The sequence below is a fragment of the Pseudomonas fluorescens genome, assembly GCF_902498065.1.
GTDB classification, from domain to species: Bacteria; Pseudomonadota; Gammaproteobacteria; order Pseudomonadales; family Pseudomonadaceae; genus Aquipseudomonas; species Aquipseudomonas fluorescens_BJ.
This window is the reverse complement of sequence record NZ_CABVIR010000011.1, coordinates 42,422-63,577: the sequence shown is the minus strand read 5'-3', so window position 1 is coordinate 63,577 and position 21,156 is coordinate 42,422. Positions and strand designations below refer to the sequence as shown.

The following is a 21,156-nucleotide window of genomic DNA, read 5'->3' as shown; positions in this document are numbered from 1 at the left end:
AATAAACCATGCCCGCCCTGAAAAAAATCCTGATCGCCAACCGCGGTGAAATCGCCTGCCGCATTCAGCGCACCGCCCAGGCTTTGGGCTACCGCACGGTCGCCGTGTTCAGCGACGCAGATGCAGATGCCCTGCACGTGCAAATGGCCGACGAAGCCGTCAACATCGGCCCGGCCCCGGTGCAGCAGTCGTACCTGAACATCCCGGCCATCCTCGACGCCGCCCGACGCACCGGTGCCGATTCGATCCACCCCGGCTACGGCTTCCTCTCGGAAAACGCCGAATTCGCTCGCGCCTGCCACCTCGCCGGCCTCACCTTCATCGGCCCCAGCCCCGAAGCCATCGAGCTGATGGGCAGCAAACGCCTGTCGAAACTCGCCATGCTCGAGGCCAATGTACCCTGCATCAAAGGCTATCAAGGCACCGGGCAGGACGACGCGACCCTGAGCCGCGAAGCCGCGCGCATTGGCTTTCCGCTGATGATCAAGGCCAGTGCCGGCGGTGGCGGACGCGGCATGCGTCTGGTGCACGATGCAGGGGACTTGCTCGCACAGATCCGCACCGCGCGCTCCGAGGCATTGCACGGGTTCGGCAGCGGCGAACTGATCCTCGAACAAGCGCTGATCGATCCGCGTCACGTTGAGGTTCAACTGTTCGGCGACCAACACGGCAACCTGATCTACCTCGGCGAACGCGACTGTTCGATCCAGCGCCGCCATCAGAAAGTCATCGAAGAAGCGCCCTGCCCGGTCATGACCGCCGAACTGCGTCAGGCCATGGGCGAAGCGGCACTCAAGGCCGGTCGCGCGGTGAATTATGTGGGCGCCGGCACTGTGGAGTTTTTGCTGGATGCACACGGGCAGTTCTACTTTCTGGAAATGAACACACGGTTGCAGGTGGAGCACCCGGTGACCGAATTGATCACCGGTCTCGACCTGGTGGCCTGGCAACTGCACGTCGCCGAAGGATTGCCGTTGCCGCTGCGCCAGGAACAGGTGCACCTCAACGGCCACGCCATGGAAGTGCGCCTGTATGCCGAAGACCCTGCCCAGGGATTCCTCCCGCAGACCGGGCGCATCACCACCTGGGAACCGGCCTTGCAAAGCGGAGCGCGGATCGACCATGGGCTGATCGAAGGTCAACAGGTCAGCCCGTTCTATGACCCGATGCTGGGCAAGATCATCGCCCACGGTGCTACCCGTGAAGAAGCCCGGCGCAAGTTGTTGCGCGCGGTGCAGGACAGCGTGCTGTTGGGCCTGCCGAGCAATCAGCGCTTGCTCGCCAGCCTGCTGGAACATCCATGCTTCATTAGTGGCGAGTTCAGCACCGGGTTCATCCCGTCGCATTTCGCTGACCATCCCTGCCTGCATCCTCATGTACCCAGCGCCACAGAGCTGGCGATTGCAGTGGCACTGTTCTATCAGGCTTGCGCGCAGGTTCATCCCGCCGCGCTGGCCGGTTGGCGCAACAACGCCAGTGTGCCGCTGCACTATCGCATCGGCCTGGGGGATCGGGACTGGCTGGTGCAATTGAACGCGGTGCCGGGCGAACCGTACCGGATTGAAGTCGCCACACAGACCTTCGAACTGGACGTCATCCAGTGCGACGGACGCTGGGCCACTCTGGAGATCGACGGCATCCGCCAGCGTCATGCCTATCGTCTGGAAGCCGGACAACTCTGCCTCTTCACCCGCCCCGGCAGCCTGCACCTGGAGGACCGCACGCAAGCGCTGGTCAACGGCCAGGCCAGCGCCAGCTCCGGCACGCTCAAGGCGCCGATGGACGGCGCGATCGTCGACGTGCTGGTCGCGGAAGGCAGCCCGGTCAGTAAAGGCCAACTGCTGGTAGTGCTGGAAGCAATGAAAATGGAGCATCCGCTCAAGTCCGGCATCGACGGCGTGCTTAAACGCTTGCAGGTCAGGGTGGGCGATCAGGTAAAAAATCGTCAGATTTTGTTGGAGGTCGAATAAGCCGCTAGGCGGATCCGTCGGGTTTGGCTACGCTCAAGCCCTATCAGGATGCGGATACCGGGAACCCTTCAATGCCTCACTGGCTGGTGATTGATCTGGAAGCCACCACCGATGAGGGTGGCTGGCCAGTTACGGAAATGGAAATCATCGAAATCGGCGCCACACTGGTGGACCGAAAAGGGCGTGAACAGGACCATTTCCAGCGCTTCGTGCGACCGTTGCGACGGCCCCTGCTCACGCCGTTTTGTCGCGAGCTGACCCACATTACCCAGGCCAATATCGACACCGCGCAGCCGTTGACCGAAGTCTGGACGGCCTTCGAACGCTGGCTCGCGCAGCATCACTCGCGCCTGGAAGGCTGGGCCAGTTGGGGCGATTACGACCGCAAACAACTGTTGCAGGAATGGCAGAAGTTGCAACTCGACAGCCAACTGAGCCGCGTGCCCCACATGAATCTCAAGCAACGCTTTGCCAAGGCCCGGCGGCTGGAACGCCCGCTGGGCCTCAACGGCGCCCTGCAACTGGCGGGCATGCAGTTCACCGGCCAGCAACACCGGGCGCTGGAAGATGCGCGCAATACAGCACGTCTGTTACCGCTGATTCTCCCGTTCTAGAGAGGTGACGGCGCCAAGGGCCTTGTGCATACTGGCCGGCCCTTTTTAGCCCTTTTCGAGGAATCGCCCATGTTTAAAGTCAACGAGTACTTCGACGGCACCGTCAAGTCGATCGCCTTTGGCACCGCTGAAGGTCCGGCGACCATTGGCGTCATGGCTCCGGGCGAATACGAATTCGGCACCAGCCAGCGTGAAATCATGCACGTAGTGACCGGCGCCCTGACCGTCAAACTGCCAGACAGCACCGACTGGGAAACCTTCGCCGCCGGTAGCCAGTTCAACGTGCCAGCCAACAGCAAGTTCCAGCTGAAAGTGGCCGTCGACACCGCTTACCTGTGCGAATACCGCGGCTAAAACCGCGGGCTTGCACCGCGCAAAAAAATGCCCGTGTCCTTTTGGACACGGGCATTTTTCATTCCAGGGCGCTTACTCCAGGATCGTGACCGGCATGCCGACTTCGAGTTGGCCGTTGCCGTCATTGACCAGATTCTGGCCGAACATCGCACCGTCTTCCTGGGCGCGATATTTCTGCAAGGTTGCGAGGGGCTCACGATCATCGCTGCGTTCGCCGGTTTGCGGATCGATGGTGGTCAGAATGCAGCGCGAGCACGGCTTGACCACGCGGAACTCGACGTCGCCGATACGGATGCGCTTCCAGCCATCCTCGGCATAGGCGTCGCTGCCCTCGATCACCAGATTCGGTCGAAAACGCAGCATCTCCAACGAACGCCCGACTCTTTGCGAAAGATCCTCAAGGGATGCCTGCCCGATCAGCAACAACGGGAAGCCATCGGCGAAGGCCACCTTGTCGTCGTCCTTGCCATAACCTGCCTGTGTGGTCCGTGCGCGATCAACCGGCACTTGCACCAGGCGAGTCGGCTTGCCAATGAATTCACTGACCCAAGCCCCGGCCGCATCGCCGGCATCAGGCACACGCAAGGTGTCGCGCCAGATGGTCACGCCACGCAGTTCAGCGTCGCTGGCAGGCAAGGCAATATCGATCGGCGTATGGCCGGGAGCGCTGAGGGTCAAGCCACCTTGGGTATTCCACAACGCCGACAGCTGACTCATCTGCGCCACCGCACGCTGGGTCAGGAAGCGCCCGCTGGCCTCGTCCACCAGCATCCAGCGTCGATCCCCGTCCAGCCCCAGTGTGTCGAGGCTGACCTGTTGCAGGGACTCGCCCTTGCCGGATTTCAACGGATAACGATAAAGCGCGCTCAGACGCAGCATGACCAGCTCCCTGGAGGACAAAAACGCCACCCTATACGAGCTTTCTCATTGAATCAAAGGCTGAAAGTTGGACACCAGGCCCCTGTGGGGGCGGGCTTGCCCGCGAAGGGGGCATCACTTCCAGCATCAATGGCGACTGGTCTAGCGCTATCGCGGGCAAGGCCGCTCCCACAGGTCGGTTGTTTGCAGCCTTTACGGATTATCAGGCAGGCACTTCATCGAGCATCAGGCGCTGACGCACCACGTCGACCAGTTTGTCCGGCTGGAACTTGGAGAGGAAGTTGTCGCAGCCGACCTTCTTGACCATCGAGTCGTTGAAACTGCCGGACAACGAGGTGTGCAACACCACGTAGAGTCCGCGCAGACGCGGATCGTTGCGGATCTCGGTGGTCAGGCGATAGCCGTCCATTTCCGGCATCTCGGCGTCGGTGAAGATCATCAGCAGTTTGTCGGTCATGTTCACGCCAGTATCCGCCCAGCCTTTGAGCATGTTCAGCGCTTTCAAACCATCGCTGGCAATGTGCATCTTCACACCCAACTGGCCGAGGGTGTCGCGCAACTGCGAGAGCGCCACGTTGGAGTCGTCCACCAGCAGCACTTCACGCCCACGGGCGCGTTCCAGCACCGGATCGTCAAGCTTTTCGCGGGACACCTTGGCGTTGTACGGAACGATTTCGGCGAGGACTTTTTCGACGTCGATAATCTCCACCAACTGATCATCGACCTTGCTGATGGCGGTCAGGTAATGCTGACGGCCGGCGCTGGTCGGCGGCGGCAGAATGGCTTCCCAGTTCATGTTGACGATGCGGTCCACGCCGCCAACGAGGAACGCCTGCACCGAACGGTTGTATTCGGTGACGATGATCGTGCTGGTCGGACTTGGCACCAGCGGACGCATACCGATCGCCTGGGACAGGTCGATCACCGGCAACGTCTGGCCACGCAGGTTGACCACGCCGCAGACGAACGGATGGCGCTGGGGCATCAGGGTCAGCTTCGGCAGTTGCAGCACTTCCTGCACTTTGAAAACGTTGATCGCAAACAATTGCCGCCCCGCCAGGCGAAACATGAGAATTTCCAGGCGATTCTCACCCACCAGTTGCGTGCGTTGGTCTACCGTGTCGAGAATGCCGGCCATCAATGACTCCTGGTCTTGTTCTGATGAATTCACTAAAGAGGGTTATCGGCTGTTTTTTCCGGACCTTGACCCCGATGCAAAATGCCACGTTCAAGCATTGATGTCACATTAACATCATGCTTTACTAGCCCCATCACTTCATCTGCTTCATTCCCTGCGGCGCGACCACGTTTCGTCCGTTAGGTTCCCGTGCGTAAGGGATTCCCCTAGTAACAATCAGGCCCGACCTGATATTCGCAATATCCAATAGCCATTAATGTGACGCCATTCTCATTGCATGAACGGAGTCAGGCTTTTGTGTGCGATCGCAGATCAGTGGCCATCCTCCCTCTCGAACTCCCCAGCCTGCAGACAGCCCGGCTGGGCCACGATCTCACGACGGCACGGCAACGCCATGGCGCCGATCATCTTCACCGACGCACACGACATTCCCTCAATTGACATGACGTTGTGGAGATAAGCATGCCGAACGACCGTAAAGAGTGGGCACAGCGACTCCCTGAGTTTCTCGTCGAAGCTGAAACGCTCCTGGCCAAATCCGAGGAATGCGTGAGTCATTTGCAACTGATCAGCAATGACAAAGACGCCATTGAATGCATGCTCAGCACCCTGCTCAAGCTGGCCAGCAAGGCCGATGCCCTTGCCCTGGTCGCCGTTTCGGAGTTTTCGCTGCACATTCATGGCCTGCTGAACCATGCCCAAAACCACGTTGACCTGCACGCTCAGGCGCTGGATGCCTTGAAAGACTGTCTCACATTGATGGCCTGGCAACTCGAACTGATCGATCAGACCACGGGTCAACTCAGCCTTGATGGCAGTGAACAGACCTCGTTGATCGAAGCCTTTGCCTACCAGGTCGGGCAAAACCAGTTTCAGCCACCGGTTAATTCAAAACCGTTCCGACTCGTGTCCTTTTCGGAACGGCAAGCTTAATTTCACCCGCTAACTTCATCGTGGTTCGTATTCATATTGCCACGATGCCATTCTGTAACTTGAGCACGCTCATGTCGCAATTGAATACTTCATACCTGTCAACGACAGCCTGATACAAACAACTATTCCCCGCCGAACTTTTCCATTGTGGAACTACCGTCCCAAATCTCTATTTCCTGACTGTATAGACATATATACCGAACGCGACCAACGGTATGTTAAGTGGTATTATGCCGACCATTAGTTGACGTCAATTAATGGCAGAGTGACTCAGACAGTGACCCGTCAATCAATTGGACCGGTCTGCCCGCAGCGAACATCCATTGGCTCCATCCGCTATGTACGCCAGCCTCAAGTCAATCACCATGTGGCCCCCCTCCCGAGTAAACGCACGTCGGTTCACGCTTTTGCTGTGTACCTGCTCGGCGCTCGGCAGCCTGCTGATCTATGGCCTTTCCACGCGTTTGCCGCTAAGCCTGCTGGTGCTTAATATTGCAGCGCTGACGTGCGTTTGGGTACAGCATCGCCTCTCGCGCAAGTCGATAAAGTTCGAGCCTCAAGAGCTCGCCGACCGCTTATTGAAGGTTCAGGAAAACGAGCGCCATCGGCTCAGTCGTGAACTGCATGACGATATTGGCCAGTTATTGACGGCGGCAAAACTTCAAAGTGAATGGCTCAAACGCCGAATGCCCGAAGAACTGCAAGAGCAATGCGCGGTGCTCTGCGACACGCTGGAAGAAACCCTGACCAAAGTGCGGGACGTATCGGCCATCCTCAACCCCAGACAGCTGACTAGCCTCGGGCTGGAAGCCAGTCTGCGTGCACATTTGCTCAAGACACTGGGCAACACGCCGGTGCACTGGAGCCTGGAATGCCATTCACGCTTGACCGGCATCCCCGAAGAAATGGCGGTGGCCGCCTTTCGAATTACTCAGGAAGCGGTGACCAACATACTGCGCCACGCCGAGGCGAAAAACCTGTTGGTCCGCCTGCAGCGCCAGCCTCAAGGCTTGACGCTGTTGATCAGCGATGACGGCCTGGGGTTCGCGCCGGCAACAGATCCGGGTCGTGAGGGGCAGCGCGGAATGGCCGGGATGTCGGAACGTATCGATCAGTTGGGCGGCACACTGACCGTCACCAGCGAACCGGGCAAAGGCACTCAAATCGAAGCTCTCTTCCCCTGGGCGCCACGTGCGCTCGAACGGGCCAGTACGAATAAGGTTAGGCGTTGACTTGTAACTTACTTCTGGTGGATGACCACTCGCTTATCAGGGCTGGCGTGCGCGCTCTGGTGCTGGATATTCCCGGCTACGCCGTCATCGGCGAGGCCAATGACGGCTCGCAGCTGCTCGAAATGGTCGAACAGCTGTCCCCGGACATCGTGCTGCTGGATATTTCCATGAAGGAAACCGGTGGCCTTGAAGCCTTGCAACGCCTCAAGCGCGTGCGCCCGCAAAGCAAGGTGCTGATTCTGTCGATGCACACCGATCCGGCGCTCATCATGCAGGCTCTGGAATCCGGCGCCCATGGCTACCTGCTCAAGGACACCACGGCCACCGAACTCGAACACGCCCTGGATGCCCTGCGCAATAACGAGCGCTACTTGAGCCCGGCCATCGCCCATACTGTTATCAACCAGGCGCTGACCCGGAACCAGAAACATCAGCCGGAACCCGCTGACTCGCACAACCTGACGGCACGTCAGCTGGAAATCCTGCGGCTGATTGTCCGCGGAAAATCCACCCGGGAAATCGCCAATGGCCTGGGCCTGAGCATCAAGACAGTAGAAACGCACCGCTCGCAAATCATGAAACGCTTGCAGATTTACGACGTGGCGGGTCTGGTGCTGTTCGCCGTGCGTGAGCAGATTATCAGCCTGGACGATTGATCGTTGCCGGAACGCTCAGCAGCGGTGAGTCCTCGGGCAAATGCACCCGCAGTGCTGCCGGGCGCGCCGAGAAGCGCAAGCTGTCGCCTTCCAGTGGTTCACCATCGAGATTGATGTAGAGACCTTCCGAGACCTTGATCTCGACCCATGGCAAACGGGCGCGCACGAACATATTGTCGATACCGAAGCCTTCAGCGAGCAAACTTTTCAACGTTCCGACCACTTCCTGCGGCGCAGGTAGAATGCTGATATCCAGCAGACCGTCGTCCGCCAGCGCCTGGGGGCACAGCACGTGACCACCGCCCGCCTGGCGCCCATTGCCGATGCCCAGCGCCAACAGTTCGCCACTCCACTGAAAATCCGGGCCATGCAGCTCGCCATAGGCTGCATGCAACTCGCTGAAACGTGACAAACCCGTGAACAGGTAGGCGGCGCCTCCGAGCACTTTCTTCAAGTCCTCGGAGGTATTGGCCGTGACCTGACTGCCGAAGCCGCCCGTGGCCATATTCAGAAACACCTGCCCACCGACTTCCCCCAGATCAATGGCCCGTGGTTCAGTGTCCAGAAGATTCAAGGCTTGGGCGGGTTCCAGAGGTACGCCGGCAGCGCGTGCGAAATCGTTGGCCGTTCCCAACGGCATCAATACCAGACTGGCCTGCGTCGACTGCGCAGCCATGGCCTCGGCAATATCACGCAACGTTCCATCACCCCCTCCGGCGATGACCTGCCTATAGCCCGCCGCCAGCGCCTCATCCACCAGGCGCCGTGCGTCACCAGCCTCCCAGGTCAATCGAACAGCCAACTCCCAACCTTGTGCGCGCTTACCTTCGACCGCCGCACGGACCTCCTCGTTGACCGCCTGCTTGCCATGCAGAATCAACAGCGCCTTGCGTTCGCTCATTGTGATCACTCCCATGTTTGCATTCCGTATGGGGGATGTTGACCGCGATGCGCCCCATAAAAGTCGCAGGAAAAAGAATTATTTCAAAGAGACCGGGATTGCGGTCCTACAAGGCGGGATTTTTTCTTACAAAATCTGAGGAATCGGCTCAATTGACCCACCCGTTTGATTGGTACACCTTGGTGGCTGCGGTTTATCAGCCATCCATCAGCAGGAATTACAGGGACGTACCATGCAAAGCCATGACATCAGGTTACCGGGCATTCCGGTTGTACCACACGTAGAAAGACGGGCCAAACAGCAAGCCGAATCCAATAAAAGCAGAAACCCCACTGGAGAAGTTGAAATGGAACCTCGTGTCATTGAACTGGAAACGCACCTCGAATACATCCGAAGAGACATGGATGAAGTACGCAATGACGTCAAATCAATCAAACACAGGCTTGCCTATTCAGCCGGTGGCACCGCCGTGGTGCTCGGCCTTCTGGGCTGGATCGCCAACAGTCGTTTCGACCAGGTCGCGGCGCTTCTCGCACATTGAGCGTCAGCCAACAACGCAAAACCCGGTTCGATCAACCGGGATTACGTGGTCAGCGCGAGGCAAGTATCAGCCCAGAACTTCGCTCAGCGGGATGAAATACACGCTCTCACCTTCGATCAGCGTGCGATCCTCCAGCACTTCAACCAGACCATCAGCCCAGGCTGCGCTGCGCAGTACACCTGAACTCTGGTTCTTGTAGATGATCGCCCGGCCGTTTTCCAGACGCCCACGCAAGTACTCGCGTCGACTGCCGGCTTTGGGCCAATCAAACCCTGCCAGTACCTGAAATTTCAGCGGTTCAACCACTTTTACGCCCTGACGGCGCAGAAGATAGGGCCTTGCCAACAAGGCAAAGGTCACCAGGGTCGATGCCGGGTTGCCGGGCAATCCAATGACCGGAACCCCACGAAAATGCCCGAAGGTCAGCGGCTTGCCCGGTTTGATAGCGAGTTTCCACAATGTCAGCTCGCCCTCCTCCCGCAAGGCAATGCCCAGAAAATCGGCCTCACCCACCGATACGCCACCTGTCGAGAGGATCAGGTCGACGTCTGTCAAACCGGCAAGACGGGCACGAGTGGTCTCCAGGTTATCCGGAAGAATACCGGCATCGATCACCTCACAACCCAAACGCTGCAACCAGCTACAGAGCAACACTCGATTGCTGTTGTAGATCTGGCCGGGGCCCAACGCTTTACCCGGTTCAACCAATTCATCACCGGTGGACAGTACGGCGACACGCACTTTGCGAATCACCTCCAGCTCTGCGCATCCCAGTGAAGCCGCCAAGCCCTGCTCTATTGGCCCAAGCCGCGTGCCGGCTGGCAGAATCAGTTCACCGACGGTGGTTTCCTGGCCTTGTGGACGGATGTTTTGTCCTGGCGCCAAGGCTTCGGTGAAACGGACTCGTTCATCCGCCTGGACTTCGGCGTTTTCCTGCATCTCGACGCAGTCGGCCCCAGCAGGAACTGGCGCACCGGTAAAGATTCGCGCGCAGGTTCCGGGCCTCAAGGGCTCCGGTGCGATGCCCGCAAATATTTTTTGGCTGACCTCCAGCGGTTCTCCCGTCCAGTCAGCCATCCGCAAGGCATAACCGTCCATTGCACTGTTAGGCCACGGAGGAAGATCAAGCGTCGAGACCAGGTCATCGGCCAGAACACGGCCCTGAACCTGCGCCAGAGGCAAGCGCTCACGTTCACGAATTGGCGCGGCCTCAGCCATTTCCAGCAAGCGCGCCAGTGCCGCTTCGACAGGCATCAGGCTGCCTGTCTTGCCTGGCTTACCCACGGGATTCACAGGGTGCAGCCTGTTTCAGATGAGGCACGAAATTGCATGGGCGGTGCCGCGAATCCAATTGTTCAGCGAGAATACCGTCCCAACCGGTTCGCACAGCGTTGGTCGAGCCGGGCAAGCAGCAGACCAATGTCCCATTTGCCAAACCGGCCAAGGCGCGGGACTGGACAGTGGAGGTGCCAATATCCGCCACCGATATTTGCCGGAAAAGCTCGCCAAAACCATCGACCTGTTTATCCAGCAGGCAACTCACCGCTTCGGGTGTGCTGTCGCGCCCGGTGAATCCCGTGCCGCCCGTGATCAGGACAACCTGTACCACATCGTCGGCAATCCAGTTGGCGACTTGCGCACGGATTTTGTAGAGGTCATCTTTGAGCAGAACCCGAAAGGCCAGGTTATGGCCAGCAGCGCTCAAACGGTCAACGAAGACCTGGCCTGACGTGTCGGTTTCCAGAGTTCGGGTATCGCTGACAGTCAGCACCGCGATGTTGAGCGGTGCGAAAGGTACATCAGCCTTGGCTTTCATAGGCTCGTCCAGTTGTAGGAGAAACAGCCCGGTGTTATATCACAGCGCCTCCTTTTTTCGCCGCCCCCATGGAGACCTGCCATGACCTCGAATACACATTTACCCCCCTGTTCCATTTTGCTCCTGGCGGGAGGGCGCGGCCAACGTATGGGGGGGCAGGATAAGGGGCTTATCGAGTGGCACGGCGAGCCATTGATCGCGCATCTACATCGCAAGACTCGTCTGCTGAGCGATGACCTGATCATTTCCTGCAACAGGAACCTTGAAAAGTATGCGCCCTACGCCGACCAGTTGGTCCATGACGAAGACGGCGACTTCCCCGGTCCGTTGGCCGGCATGCGTGCAGGCCTGAGGGCCGCTCGTCATGCACATCTGCTGGTATTGCCTTGTGACGTTCCACGCATCGATGCCACGCTACTGCATAGCATGCGCGAAACCGCCAGCCAGCATCCGGACAAACCGCTGATGCTGCGCCATGGCGAACATTGGGAACCCTTGCTGTGCATCATTCCCGTAGCGCTGCGCGAAGCGTTCGAAAGTGCCTGGAATGACGGCGAACGCAGCCCGGGTCGCCTCATGCGCAAACTGGGTGCTACCGCGCTGCAGTGCCCCGACAACGATCCTCGCCTGGCCAACCTCAATACACCGGAACTGTTAAGTGCCCACAACACTGTGTCAGACTGACACGAGAATGAACTTGCGCGTGTCGCAAACGTCTCAAGCTCAGTTACTAAAAGAATTCATATTCGGAGACACACTCATGACTCAACGGACCCTCGCCGCTTTCATGCTCGCACTCGGCATCGCTACCCTTGCCGGTTGCGCATCGCCTGCAGTGATCACCTTGAATGACGGGCGCGAAATCCAGGCTGTCGACGCGCCAAAATACGATGATGAATCGGGTTTCTACGAGTTTGAACAGTTGGACGGCAAACAAACCCGCGTCAACAAGGATCAAGTTCGTACCGTCAAAGAGCTGTAATCTTTGCGGCACCCACCGGATACAGAAAAGCCCGCTTTATGCGGGCTTTTTCGTGGCTGAAGAATGACCATCACCATTGCAGGGTGATAGCACTTTCGAAGTCTCTTTCCTCCCCCGTGACCGGGTCCACAAACCGCAGTCCTTGTGCCAGCAACTTCAAGGGATTGGCATAATCGTCGTCGACATCCTTGAGCACTTGCGGATAGAACGGGTCATTGCAGATGCTGGCACCCAAAGCCGTCATGTGCACCCGCAACTGATGCTTTTTGCCTGTCACCGGGTAAAGCGCATAACGCCAGAGATCACCGTTCTTCTCCCTGACCTCGACAGCTGTCTCGGTGTTGCTGGCGCCCGGCCCTTCCTGCATGCGGAAGAAAGGCTCGCCATCTATGAGCCGACTCTTATGGACCAAGGGAAAGGCCAGTTCCGGTAATGCCCTGGCAATGGCCTCGTAGCGTTTTTCGATCTGCCGCGTTGGAAACAACGACTGATACGCAGAACGGCTCTGAGGGTTGGCTGAAAACAGCACAAGCCCCGCCGTATGCCGGTCAATGCGATGCAACGGCACAAGGTGCGGGTTATCCAGCCGACGGATCAACCGCCGCAACAGCGTCTGCTCGACATATTCACCGGCCGGGGTTACAGGCAGGAAATGCGGTTTGTCTGCCACCACCAGATGTTCGTCCGCATACAGAATCGACTCGATCACAGGGATCGGCTTTTCGTCCGGCACTTCCCGAAAATAGTGAATCCGCAGGCCTTCCTTGTAAGGAAGATCAAGGGAGATTGGCGCACCGTGCCCATCGAGGACACGACCCCGGGCGATTCGATCCAGCCATTGCTCGCGACCGATGGCGCTGAAGTGTTCGCACAGGCAATCGAGTACGGTCTGCCACGGGCCAGGCGGCAAGTAGAGCGTACTGGCCTGGCTGTGCGCAGCAGAAAAAGATGAAGTGGACATACGGAAGTTCTGACCCTCAATGCAGGGCGGTATTATCCAACAGTGGCCGGACCGAACCTAGCAGAGAATCCTCAGGCCGGGATCGACTGCGTGCGCGCCGCCGCTTCGGTGAACTCCTTGAGCCAGCGCAACACATCTACCGCCTCCCAGCGACCCGGATCATAAATCGCGTACAACAAGCCCTGATAGCCCACGACGTCCAGCTGCCGGTGATAACCCGCTCGTTGGAACAGCGCTTCGATTTCGGCGAAACAGGTATTGAAATGCAGCTTGTTGAACGGGGTTTTTCCTTCCGTAACCAAGCCATCCAGACGCAATTCGAGGACGGCCTCACGCACTACATCCACCGACATCCGGTTCACGCTGTTCTTCAATTGTTCGACATTGACCAAGATTCATCCCTCTGACTTCCGGGATCACCTGCCTGAATCCGCAATCAAGAGAACACGACAGGTGATCGGCATAACTGTATGCACATACAGTAACCGAATAACCTTAATTTGGCCAACGACCGAAACGGCAACAGCGACGGGCGGGAATCGCGAAACCTGTCAAGGTCAGCGCAGGAACGCCACAACCTGGTCGGCACTGAATGGCCAGCCCAGATCAGCGCCGGTATCGACTCGCCGTAACACCGGAATACGCAGGCTGTAGGCTTCGAACCATGCTTCATCGTCAGCGATATCCACCAGTTCGACCAGCAGACCGCGCTCGACAAACTCCATCAGCATGGCTTCGGCCACTTCGCATAGATGGCACCCAAGGGTGCCGAAAAGCTGACATTCAGGAAGCATGAGCTCAAGCCCCGATATAGTAAGCGTTTATTCTAGGCCCGCTATCAGGAGCAGTCGAGCCAATGAATCAGACGCCCAGGCAACGGCGCATCTCAAAAGTTTTCGGCAACTCCCTGACTCAAATCATTCAAGCGCAATGTCATTTGCGCGATGCTCGCGGCTTTTTTGCCTCTACGCTTGAGTCATTCGCACCCTGACCGGAGTTTCTTTGTGTTCGCCAACCTGTTGATCATCCTCGCCTCCTCTCTGGTGGTAATTGCACTGTTCCAGCGCCTGCGCCTGCCACCGGTGCTGGGTTACCTGTGCGTAGGGTTGATGATCGGACCGACCGCATTCAACTGGGTCAATGAAAGCGAGGAGTTGCCTGACCTCGCCGAACTGGGCGTGGTGTTCCTGCTGTTCTCCCTCGGCCTGGAGTTCTCCCTGACAAAAATGCTCGCGTTGCGCCACGTGGTGTTCCGGCTGGGCGGCCTGCAAGTACTGGTCACCGCGATACTGCTTGGGGGGGTGCTGATGTTGCTCGGCATGTCGGCAACCCCTGCGCTGCTGCTCGGTGCCGGTCTGTCGCTGTCTTCCACCGCCATTGTCAGCAAGGAGTTGGGCAGTCTCGGCGAAATTTTCAGCAGCCATGGCCAGAATGCCATTGCGGTGTTGCTATTCCAGGACGTCGTGGCGGTATTGCTGCTGACCCTGGTGCCGGTGTTCGCCGGCAATAGCGATCAGCCTTGGTATTGGGCGCTGCCTCTGACGCTGGGCAAGACCATTGTGCTGTTCGTCGGGCTGTTGCTGGCCAGTCGCTGGTTGCTGCCTCGGCTGTTCCATGAAGTGGCGGAGGCTCGCTCCGCCGAACTATTTGTACTGTTGGCGCTGGTCATTGTGTTGCTGACCGCCTGGCTGACGCACCTGCTCGGCCTCTCCCCTGCCCTGGGGGCGTTTCTCGCCGGCATGCTGCTGGGGGAGAGCCATTACCGCCATCAAATAGAAGCCGATATCCGTCCGTTCCGCGACATTCTGCTCGGGGTGTTTTTCGTCAGCATCGGCATGTTGATCGACTTGCAGTTGTTTGCCAGCCACGGCCTGCTGATCCTCGGTCTGACCCTCGGTTTGCTGCTGATCAAAGGCTGCGTGGTCGCGCTGCTGGTCAAATGGCGCGGCAGCGATCGCGAGACCGCCTGGCGCAGTGGCCTGGCTTTGGCCCAGGGCGGCGAGTTCTGCTTCGCGTTGATGGCCCTTATGCAACAGAACAAAATGATGCCCTCCGATCTCGGGGGGCTGCTGCTGGCCGCGACCTTCTGCTCGATGCTGCTAACGCCGCTGTTGCTGCGCGCGGCGCCCAACATCGCGACACGTCTGCACCGCAAACCCAACGAAGAAGCCAAACTCGAGGAAATAAGCACGCTGAACGCCGGTTTGCACAGCCATGTTGTGATCTGCGGCTACGGTCGCGTCGGTCAGTCGATCGGGAGAGCACTACGCAATGCGCTGCAGCCCTATATCGCGCTGGACACCGATCCGGTGCGTGTCCAGGAAGCCGCCGCGGGTGAGACCTGTGTGCACTATGGCGACTCACGGCGCGGTGAACTGCTGCTGGCGGTCGGGCTGGTGCGCGCCAGGCTGCTGGTGATTGCCGTGGACCAGGCCGATATCGCGTTACTGATTCTCAAGGAGGCGCGCCGATTAAACTCGACCGTTCCAATCCTGGTACGCACTCGGGACGACAGCCAACTGGCCGAGTTGAAAGCAGCCGGCGCCAGCGAAGTCGTGCCCGAATTACTCGAGTCGAGCCTGATGCTCGCCTCCCACGCGTTGATCATGCTGGGTTTACCCGCGCATCAGGTCCAAGAGCGGGCCAACCAGATACGGCATGACCGCTATCGTCTGCTGCACGGTCTTTATCCCGGCACCGACGATGAAGAAACCTGACTCAGTCCTGACTCACGGCGCCGATCTTGTGCACCGACAAGTCCGCGCCGTAATACTCTTCTTCCTGACTCAGGCGCAGACCATGGAACGCCTTGATCACGCCATACACTGTGAAGCCACCGGCCAGCGCCACGACCACTCCCAGGGCGGTTCCGATCAACTGACTGATCAGGCTCACCCCACCCAGACCACCCAATGCACTCTGACCAAAAATGCCGCAGGCGATTCCGCCCCAGACACCGCACAGACCATGCAATGGCCACACACCCAATACGTCGTCGATGTGCCATTTGCCCTGGGCGGCGGTAAAGCACCAGACAAACAGCGCCCCGGCGATGGCACCGGTCACCAGCGCGCCTACCGGGTGCATCAGATCGGAACCGGCGCAAATCGCCACCAACCCGGCCAGTGGACCGTTATGCAGAAAGCCCGGGTCATTGCGCCCGACGATCAGCGCCGCCACAGTGCCGCCAACCATCGCCATCAGCGAGTTGACCGCGACCAACCCGCTGACGCCCTGCAAGGTTTGCGCGCTCATCACGTTAAAACCGAACCAGCCCACAATGAGAATCCACGACCCCAGGGCCAGGAAGGGAATACTCGAAGGGGCGAACGCCACCAAGCGTCCATCGCGATAGCGACCTTGCCTGGGGCCGAGCAACAACACCGCAGCCAGCGCCAGCCAGCCACCCATGGCGTGGACCACCACCGACCCGGCGAAATCATGGAAACTGGCGCCAAAGTGCGCCAGCAACCAGGCCTGCAAGCCAAAGTTGCCGTTCCAGATCATGCCCTCGAAAAAGGGATAGATGAATGCCACGATCAACGCCGTCGCACACAACTGCGGAACGAACCGGGCGCGCTCGGCGATGCCGCCGGAAATGATTGCCGGTATCGCTGCGGCGAACGTCAGCAGAAAGAAAAACTTAACCAGGCTATAACCATGATCGGCATTGATCACCGCCGCCGGTTGCATGAAGGTGACACCGTAGGAAATCCAGTAGCCTATAAAGAAGTAGGCGAGGGTCGAAATGGCGAAATCGCTGAGGATCTTCGACAAAGCGTTGACCTGGTTCTTTTGTCGAACCGTGCCGACTTCGAGGAAGGCAAAACCGGCGTGCATGGCCAGGACCATCACGGCACCGATCAGAATGAACAACGTATTGGAGCTGTGGACCAGACTGGCCACAGCGCTTTGCAGATTTTCCATGAGGTTGGCAGACCTGAAGGCTAAAAAAAGCACCAAATCGGTTCGCGCTGACAATTCATGCACCAAGTTGCAACTTCGACGAATCAGTCCATTGATCCCGTTGAGCCACTTTGGCGCACAAGGTTGGAACCTTTGCGCGGGTTTTCATAATTTGAGATAAGGTTTTGCCCGATTCTTGCCCAGCAACAGCGCAAACACGCGGGCTAACGCACCACGACATAGCAAAAGTTGTACCAGTCATTTGTACTGAACCTTCGCGCAAGGCTCATACTCGAACGCAACAGAAGCCACTTACGGAGATCACCAATGGCCAGCATCAAGGCAAAGACTGCTCAAGAAATCCTGATGAACGACTTTCAGACTTTGGTCAGCGACACCGAGCGGTTGCTGGAACACACCGCCACATTGGCCGGCGATCAGGCGGATGAGTTGCGCGAGCAGATCCACGACAGTCTGCTGCGTGCACGCGAAACCTTGAAACTGACTGAAGACTCTTTGCGCGAACGTGGCAAGGCCGCAGTCACCGCCACTGAAGACTACGTTCAGGCCAACCCATGGCAATCGGTCGGGATCGCGGCCGGCGTGGGTTTCCTGATTGGTCTGCTGGCAACCCGGCGCTGATTATGGCGATCGGCGAATCCGGCTCGTCCGCGACGGGCCCAAACTCCTCACCGCGGCGCCTGGGTGCCGCTTTCCTCGGCCTGCTGCACAGCCATGTCGAACTGTTCGGCATCGAATTGCAGGAGCAAAAAGCCCGCACCGTCAGCCTGCTGCTGTTCGCAGGCCTGGCGCTGGTGTTTGCCTTGCTGTTGCTGGTGGGATTGTCGACGCTGGTGTTGATCCTGTTTTGGGACACCTATCGTCTGCCCGCCATCATCGGGCTCTGCGTGTTCTACACCCTCGCGGCCATCTTCTGCGCGATGCGTTTGAGAGCAGCGATTTTCGATGAGTCCTCGCCCTTCCATGGCACCCTGGAAGAACTGGCCAATGATCGGGAGCGCCTGCTGCCATGAGCCTGCCTGAACTGCCTCACAACAGCTCGCGCACGGAAATGCGCAAGGCGCTGATCCGCCTGCGCATGGAAATGCATCGCCAGGAAATCCGTCACGAATCCGCGCAACTGCTACAACCCTTGCAACGTATGCGCGGGATGACGCAAAACCTGCAAGACGGCTTCGGCATCAAGCATGCCCCGCTCTGGGGCGTGGCGGCCGTGACTCTGCTGGGCTTTTTGACTGGCAAGGGCGCCAAGAGCGGTGGCGCAAGCAGCCTGACTCGCCTGGTTCGTCTAGGCACCACGCTGGGGCCGCTGATCAAGCTGGTTCTGCAAGGCAGCTCGCGCAAACACTGAAGCCACTATCTGGCTGCATTCTTGCAACATCGCCGGGATGAACCTCTTTATCGAGGGGTTCAAACCTGCGCGTCTACCGGGCCATCAGGTTTCATCCAGAACAAGACCTTACTAAGGAGGCCTCGTGATCGACGGGCAACCGCTCGCCTGCTTTCAACCGTTCATCGATACCGCCACCGGCCGTATCGCCGGCGTCGAAGCACTGGGCCGACTGCGTCAGGCCGATGGTCAATTGGCCTCGGTAGGCCCACTGTTCGCCGACCCGAGGACTCCCGCCATCGCCCTGCGTCGTCTGGATCGCCAGATCCGCGATAACGCCCTGAGCCGTTTGCATGAAGCGCCCTCAGAGTGGTTTCTCAGCCTGAACATGTCACCACGCTGGATCAGCCGCTTGCGCCCGGACCAGGCATTGCCGAGCCTCAAGCAACTGAGCCGGCATGGCGTCGACCCGCAGCGAATCGTTTTCGAAATCACCGAACTGGGCGGCGACATCCAGCGTCTGGCCGACGTGGTAGCGAGATACCGGCTCGCCGGCGCGCGAATTGCCATCGATGATTTCGGTGCCGGTTATTCGCAGCTCGATCGTGTGCTGGCCCTGCAACCGGACATTCTCAAGCTCGACATGCGGCTGTTCCAGGCTGCAGCGTTGGGCGGCCCCAGCAGCGACGTGGTCAAGGCCCTGGCGCAAATGGCGGAAAAAACCGGGTGCTGGATCATTGCCGAAGGGGTGGAAACCGACACTCAACTGAATTTTGCCCTTGAGTGCGGATCGCGCTATGTGCAGGGTTTTCTGTTTGCCCGCGCGCAAGCAGACTTCTTCGCCACAGACGCCTTTGTCGAGCGCTTCGCCCGGCTGCGTCAGCGCTATGTACAGCAGAAACTGGCTGAACGCGGTCGCCTGATGATCATGCGCCAGCAACTGTGCGAGCTGATGGCGATTCTGCAAGCCTGGGCCCAGGCTTGCGCGCCGCTAAGCGCCTTGCCACAACTGGATGCCTTTCCCTGGCTATTGCGCTTCTATCAATGCGACCGCCACGGCACGCAACTGACACCCAACCTCGAGTGGCGCAACAACGCCTGGAAAGCCGACGGTCGTTACCTGGGCCACAACTGGTCATGGCGCCCGTACTTTTATCATCTGCTGGCAGAGGGTTGGGATGAGCGCCGACTGACACTTTCCAACACTTACCGCGACGCCACCAGCAACCAGTACTGCCTCACCGCCGGGCAGTTTTTCGCCGACGGCGAGCGACTGCTGCTCATCGATATCGACGCCGCGGGGCTGTAGGAATCGAGCTTGCTCGCGATGATGGCAGTTCACTCGATATTGCAGTGCCTGACACGCCGTCATCGCCGGCAACCCGTGCTCCTGAAGTCGTGCGTATGTTTTTCCCTTGCAGCCCATGGCGCGAACCGGGAAGCTTAAGGCATCAGTCACCTGACGGAGAGATACAGCCTTGGATTGGCAAACCCTGCTCACCCGCGAACGCCTCGGAAAGCCTCTGCACAGCCCGGAAGAACTCGGCCGCAGCCCTTTCCACAAAGACCACGACCGCATCATTTTCTCGGGAGCGTTTCGCCGTCTCGGCCGCAAGACCCAAGTCCATCCGGTCACCAGCAACGACCACATTCACACGCGCCTGACCCACTCGCTGGAAGTCAGTTGCGTTGGCCGCTCGCTGGGCATGCGCGTTGGCGAAACCATCCGCAATGCCCTGCCCGACTGGTGCGAACCCAGTGACCTGGGCATGGTGGTGCAATCGGCTTGCCTGGCCCACGACATCGGCAACCCGCCCTTCGGTCACTCCGGCGAAGACGCGATCCGTCACTGGTTTCAACAGGCGGCAGGCCGTGGCTGGCTGGATGCAATGAGCGAAGCGGAACGCAATGACTTCCTCAATTTCGAAGGCAATGCCCAAGGCTTCCGAGTGCTCACCCAGCTTGAATACCATCAGTTCGATGGCGGTACCCGGCTGACCTACGCCACGCTGGGTACTTACCTGAAATACCCATGGACGGCCATGCACGCCGATTCGCTGGGTTACAAGAAGCACAAGTTCGGTTGCTATCAGAGTGAACTGCCATTGCTGGAGCAGATCGCTCATAAACTTGGCCTGCCCCAACTCGAGGAGCAGCGCTGGGCCCGCCATCCGCTGGTCTATCTGATGGAGGCCGCCGATGACATCTGCTACGCGCTGATCGATCTGGAAGACGGTCTGGAAATGGAGTTGCTGGAGTACGCGGAAGTCGAATCCCTGTTACTGGACCTGGTCGGCGACGACCTGCCGGAAACCTATCGCCAGCTCGGCCCGCAGGATTCGCGGCGACGCAAACTGGCGATCCTGCGCGGCAAAGCCATCGAGCACCTGACCAATGCCGCCGCCCGTGCTTTTGTCGAGCAACAGGATGCGTTGCTGGCTGGCACACTGCCCGGTGATCTGGTGGAGCACATGCACGGACCGGCCAAGCGCTGCGTACTGAATGCCAAGGACATGGCGCGCAAGAAAATCTTTCAGGACAAGCGCAAGACGCTGCACGAAATCGGTGCCTATACCACGCTGGAAATCCTGCTCAACGCCTTCTGCGGCGCAGCGCTGGAACAGCACAACGGGCGCACGCCTTCATTCAAGAGCCGTCGCATCCTCGATTTGCTGGGTAACAACGCGCCTGACCCTCAAGGGCCGTTGCACACGTCATTCTTGCGCATGATTGACTTCATCGCCGGCATGACCGACAGCTATGCCAGCGAAATGGCCCTGGAGATGACCGGTCGTTCGAGCCACTGATGAGAGCAGCTTGATCAGCCATTCCGCGGCGTGAAATGGTTGATCAGCGTCCCACCTGTTTTTGAATGAAAAACGCCCGATGCGATGCATCGGGCGTTAGGGTGAAACAGGGGTA

24 protein-coding genes are annotated in these 21,156 nt (G+C 58.9%); 15 read left to right on the top strand and 9 right to left on the bottom strand.

The window, feature by feature from the left end; genetic code table 11:
- Nucleotides 1–8: 8 nt before the first annotated feature.
- The 3 genes from F8N43_RS27840 to F8N43_RS27830 all read left to right on the top strand — a co-directional run bounded on the left by F8N43_RS27840 (nucleotide 9) and on the right by F8N43_RS27830 (nucleotide 2,938).
- Nucleotides 9–1,970, top strand: a complete 1,962-nt coding sequence (locus F8N43_RS27840; RefSeq protein ID WP_150654647.1) for an acetyl/propionyl/methylcrotonyl-CoA carboxylase subunit alpha — start codon at nucleotides 9–11, stop codon at nucleotides 1,968–1,970.
- A 71-nt stretch (nucleotides 1,971–2,041) separates the two neighbouring features.
- On the top strand, nucleotides 2,042–2,584 hold the full coding sequence (locus tag F8N43_RS27835) for an exonuclease domain-containing protein (protein ID WP_150654646.1): 543 nt from the start codon (nucleotides 2,042–2,044) through the stop codon (nucleotides 2,582–2,584).
- A 69-nt stretch (nucleotides 2,585–2,653) separates the two neighbouring features.
- The gene (locus F8N43_RS27830) at nucleotides 2,654–2,938 is read left to right on the top strand and encodes a pyrimidine/purine nucleoside phosphorylase (protein ID WP_010461229.1); all 285 of its coding nucleotides are present in this window, start codon (nucleotides 2,654–2,656) and stop codon (nucleotides 2,936–2,938) included.
- Between the two features lie 72 nt (nucleotides 2,939–3,010).
- Here F8N43_RS27830 and F8N43_RS27825 read toward each other — a convergent pair whose 3' ends face one another.
- Complete coding sequence (locus F8N43_RS27825) at nucleotides 3,011–3,817, bottom strand: MOSC domain-containing protein (protein WP_150635831.1); 807 nt, start codon at nucleotides 3,815–3,817, stop codon at nucleotides 3,011–3,013.
- A 202-nt stretch (nucleotides 3,818–4,019) separates the two neighbouring features.
- A complete protein-coding gene (locus F8N43_RS27820; RefSeq protein ID WP_150632207.1) occupies nucleotides 4,020–4,955 on the bottom strand; it encodes a chemotaxis protein CheV in 936 nt (311 codons plus the stop codon).
- Between the two features lie 462 nt (nucleotides 4,956–5,417).
- On the opposite strand from F8N43_RS27820, the gene F8N43_RS27815 reads away from it, so the two are divergent.
- The 3 genes from F8N43_RS27815 to F8N43_RS27805 all read left to right on the top strand — a co-directional run bounded on the left by F8N43_RS27815 (nucleotide 5,418) and on the right by F8N43_RS27805 (nucleotide 7,776).
- On the top strand, nucleotides 5,418–5,888 hold the full coding sequence (locus tag F8N43_RS27815) for a hypothetical protein (RefSeq protein ID WP_150654645.1): 471 nt from the start codon (nucleotides 5,418–5,420) through the stop codon (nucleotides 5,886–5,888).
- A 338-nt stretch (nucleotides 5,889–6,226) separates the two neighbouring features.
- The gene (locus F8N43_RS27810) at nucleotides 6,227–7,120 is read left to right on the top strand and encodes a sensor histidine kinase (protein ID WP_150632245.1); all 894 of its coding nucleotides are present in this window, start codon (nucleotides 6,227–6,229) and stop codon (nucleotides 7,118–7,120) included.
- Nucleotides 7,117–7,776, top strand: coding sequence for a response regulator transcription factor (locus F8N43_RS27805; RefSeq protein WP_150632209.1), 660 nt, complete (start codon nucleotides 7,117–7,119; stop codon nucleotides 7,774–7,776). The genes F8N43_RS27810 and F8N43_RS27805 overlap by 4 nt, the downstream gene beginning before the upstream one ends.
- Here the strand turns inward: F8N43_RS27805 and yegS are convergent.
- On the bottom strand, nucleotides 7,760–8,677 hold the full coding sequence (yegS, locus tag F8N43_RS27800) for a lipid kinase YegS (protein WP_150636413.1): 918 nt from the start codon (nucleotides 8,675–8,677) through the stop codon (nucleotides 7,760–7,762). The two genes, F8N43_RS27805 and yegS, sit on opposite strands and share 17 nt — an antisense overlap.
- Nucleotides 8,678–8,909: 232 nt before the next feature.
- Here yegS and F8N43_RS27795 point away from each other — a divergent pair, with 232 nt between their 5' ends.
- A complete protein-coding gene (locus F8N43_RS27795) occupies nucleotides 8,910–9,218 on the top strand; it encodes a hypothetical protein (protein ID WP_150632210.1) in 309 nt (102 codons plus the stop codon).
- 66 nt (nucleotides 9,219–9,284) lie between these two features.
- Here F8N43_RS27795 and glp read toward each other — a convergent pair whose 3' ends face one another.
- Both glp and moaB read right to left on the bottom strand, forming a co-directional pair.
- The gene (glp, locus tag F8N43_RS27790) at nucleotides 9,285–10,472 is read right to left on the bottom strand and encodes a gephyrin-like molybdotransferase Glp (RefSeq protein ID WP_191630161.1); all 1,188 of its coding nucleotides are present in this window, start codon (nucleotides 10,470–10,472) and stop codon (nucleotides 9,285–9,287) included.
- Nucleotides 10,473–10,494: 22 nt separating this feature from the next.
- A complete protein-coding gene (gene moaB, locus F8N43_RS27785) occupies nucleotides 10,495–11,034 on the bottom strand; it encodes a molybdenum cofactor biosynthesis protein B (protein WP_150632212.1) in 540 nt (179 codons plus the stop codon).
- 81 nt (nucleotides 11,035–11,115) lie between these two features.
- Between moaB and mobA the strand changes: the two genes are divergently transcribed.
- Both mobA and F8N43_RS27775 read left to right on the top strand, forming a co-directional pair.
- Nucleotides 11,116–11,718 carry a molybdenum cofactor guanylyltransferase MobA gene (gene mobA / locus F8N43_RS27780; RefSeq protein ID WP_150654643.1) on the top strand — a complete coding sequence of 201 codons (603 nt, stop codon included), beginning with the start codon at nucleotides 11,116–11,118 and terminating at the stop codon, nucleotides 11,716–11,718.
- A 76-nt stretch (nucleotides 11,719–11,794) separates the two neighbouring features.
- Complete coding sequence (locus tag F8N43_RS27775) at nucleotides 11,795–12,016, top strand: YgdI/YgdR family lipoprotein (RefSeq protein WP_150632214.1); 222 nt, start codon at nucleotides 11,795–11,797, stop codon at nucleotides 12,014–12,016.
- A gap of 70 nt (nucleotides 12,017–12,086) precedes the next feature.
- Here the strand turns inward: F8N43_RS27775 and F8N43_RS27770 are convergent, their stop codons facing one another.
- The 3 genes from F8N43_RS27770 to F8N43_RS27760 form a co-directional block, all read right to left on the bottom strand.
- On the bottom strand, nucleotides 12,087–12,977 hold the full coding sequence (locus F8N43_RS27770; protein ID WP_150654642.1) for a pseudouridine synthase: 891 nt from the start codon (nucleotides 12,975–12,977) through the stop codon (nucleotides 12,087–12,089).
- 71 nt (nucleotides 12,978–13,048) lie between these two features.
- Nucleotides 13,049–13,369, bottom strand: a complete 321-nt coding sequence (locus F8N43_RS27765) for a transcriptional regulator (protein WP_150632216.1) — start codon at nucleotides 13,367–13,369, stop codon at nucleotides 13,049–13,051.
- A 165-nt stretch (nucleotides 13,370–13,534) separates the two neighbouring features.
- Nucleotides 13,535–13,771: a glutaredoxin family protein gene (locus tag F8N43_RS27760; protein WP_150632217.1), complete on the bottom strand. Its 237-nt coding sequence runs from the start codon at nucleotides 13,769–13,771 to the stop codon at nucleotides 13,535–13,537.
- 210 nt (nucleotides 13,772–13,981) lie between these two features.
- Between F8N43_RS27760 and F8N43_RS27755 the strand changes: the two genes are divergently transcribed.
- The gene (locus F8N43_RS27755; RefSeq protein WP_150635838.1) at nucleotides 13,982–15,694 is read left to right on the top strand and encodes a cation:proton antiporter; all 1,713 of its coding nucleotides are present in this window, start codon (nucleotides 13,982–13,984) and stop codon (nucleotides 15,692–15,694) included.
- Nucleotide 15,695: 1 nt separating this feature from the next.
- On the opposite strand, the gene F8N43_RS27750 is transcribed toward F8N43_RS27755, so the two are convergent.
- Nucleotides 15,696–16,904, bottom strand: a complete 1,209-nt coding sequence (locus F8N43_RS27750; protein WP_150632219.1) for an ammonium transporter — start codon at nucleotides 16,902–16,904, stop codon at nucleotides 15,696–15,698.
- A gap of 306 nt (nucleotides 16,905–17,210) precedes the next feature.
- Here F8N43_RS27750 and F8N43_RS27745 point away from each other — a divergent pair, with 306 nt between their 5' ends.
- The 5 genes from F8N43_RS27745 to F8N43_RS27725 all read left to right on the top strand — a co-directional run bounded on the left by F8N43_RS27745 (nucleotide 17,211) and on the right by F8N43_RS27725 (nucleotide 21,041).
- The gene (locus F8N43_RS27745) at nucleotides 17,211–17,525 is read left to right on the top strand and encodes a DUF883 family protein (protein ID WP_008030332.1); all 315 of its coding nucleotides are present in this window, start codon (nucleotides 17,211–17,213) and stop codon (nucleotides 17,523–17,525) included.
- A 2-nt stretch (nucleotides 17,526–17,527) separates the two neighbouring features.
- Nucleotides 17,528–17,917 (top strand): phage holin family protein, encoded by a 390-nt coding sequence (locus F8N43_RS27740; RefSeq protein WP_150632220.1) that lies wholly within the window; start codon nucleotides 17,528–17,530, stop codon nucleotides 17,915–17,917.
- On the top strand, nucleotides 17,914–18,255 hold the full coding sequence (locus tag F8N43_RS27735; protein WP_150654641.1) for a hypothetical protein: 342 nt from the start codon (nucleotides 17,914–17,916) through the stop codon (nucleotides 18,253–18,255). Before F8N43_RS27740 ends, F8N43_RS27735 begins: the two co-directional genes overlap by 4 nt.
- A 124-nt stretch (nucleotides 18,256–18,379) precedes the next feature.
- Nucleotides 18,380–19,543 carry an EAL domain-containing protein gene (locus F8N43_RS27730; protein WP_150654640.1) on the top strand — a complete coding sequence of 388 codons (1,164 nt, stop codon included), beginning with the start codon at nucleotides 18,380–18,382 and terminating at the stop codon, nucleotides 19,541–19,543.
- 169 nt (nucleotides 19,544–19,712) lie between these two features.
- The gene (locus F8N43_RS27725) at nucleotides 19,713–21,041 is read left to right on the top strand and encodes a deoxyguanosinetriphosphate triphosphohydrolase (RefSeq protein ID WP_150632223.1); all 1,329 of its coding nucleotides are present in this window, start codon (nucleotides 19,713–19,715) and stop codon (nucleotides 21,039–21,041) included.
- Nucleotides 21,042–21,156: the final 115 nt, after the last annotated feature.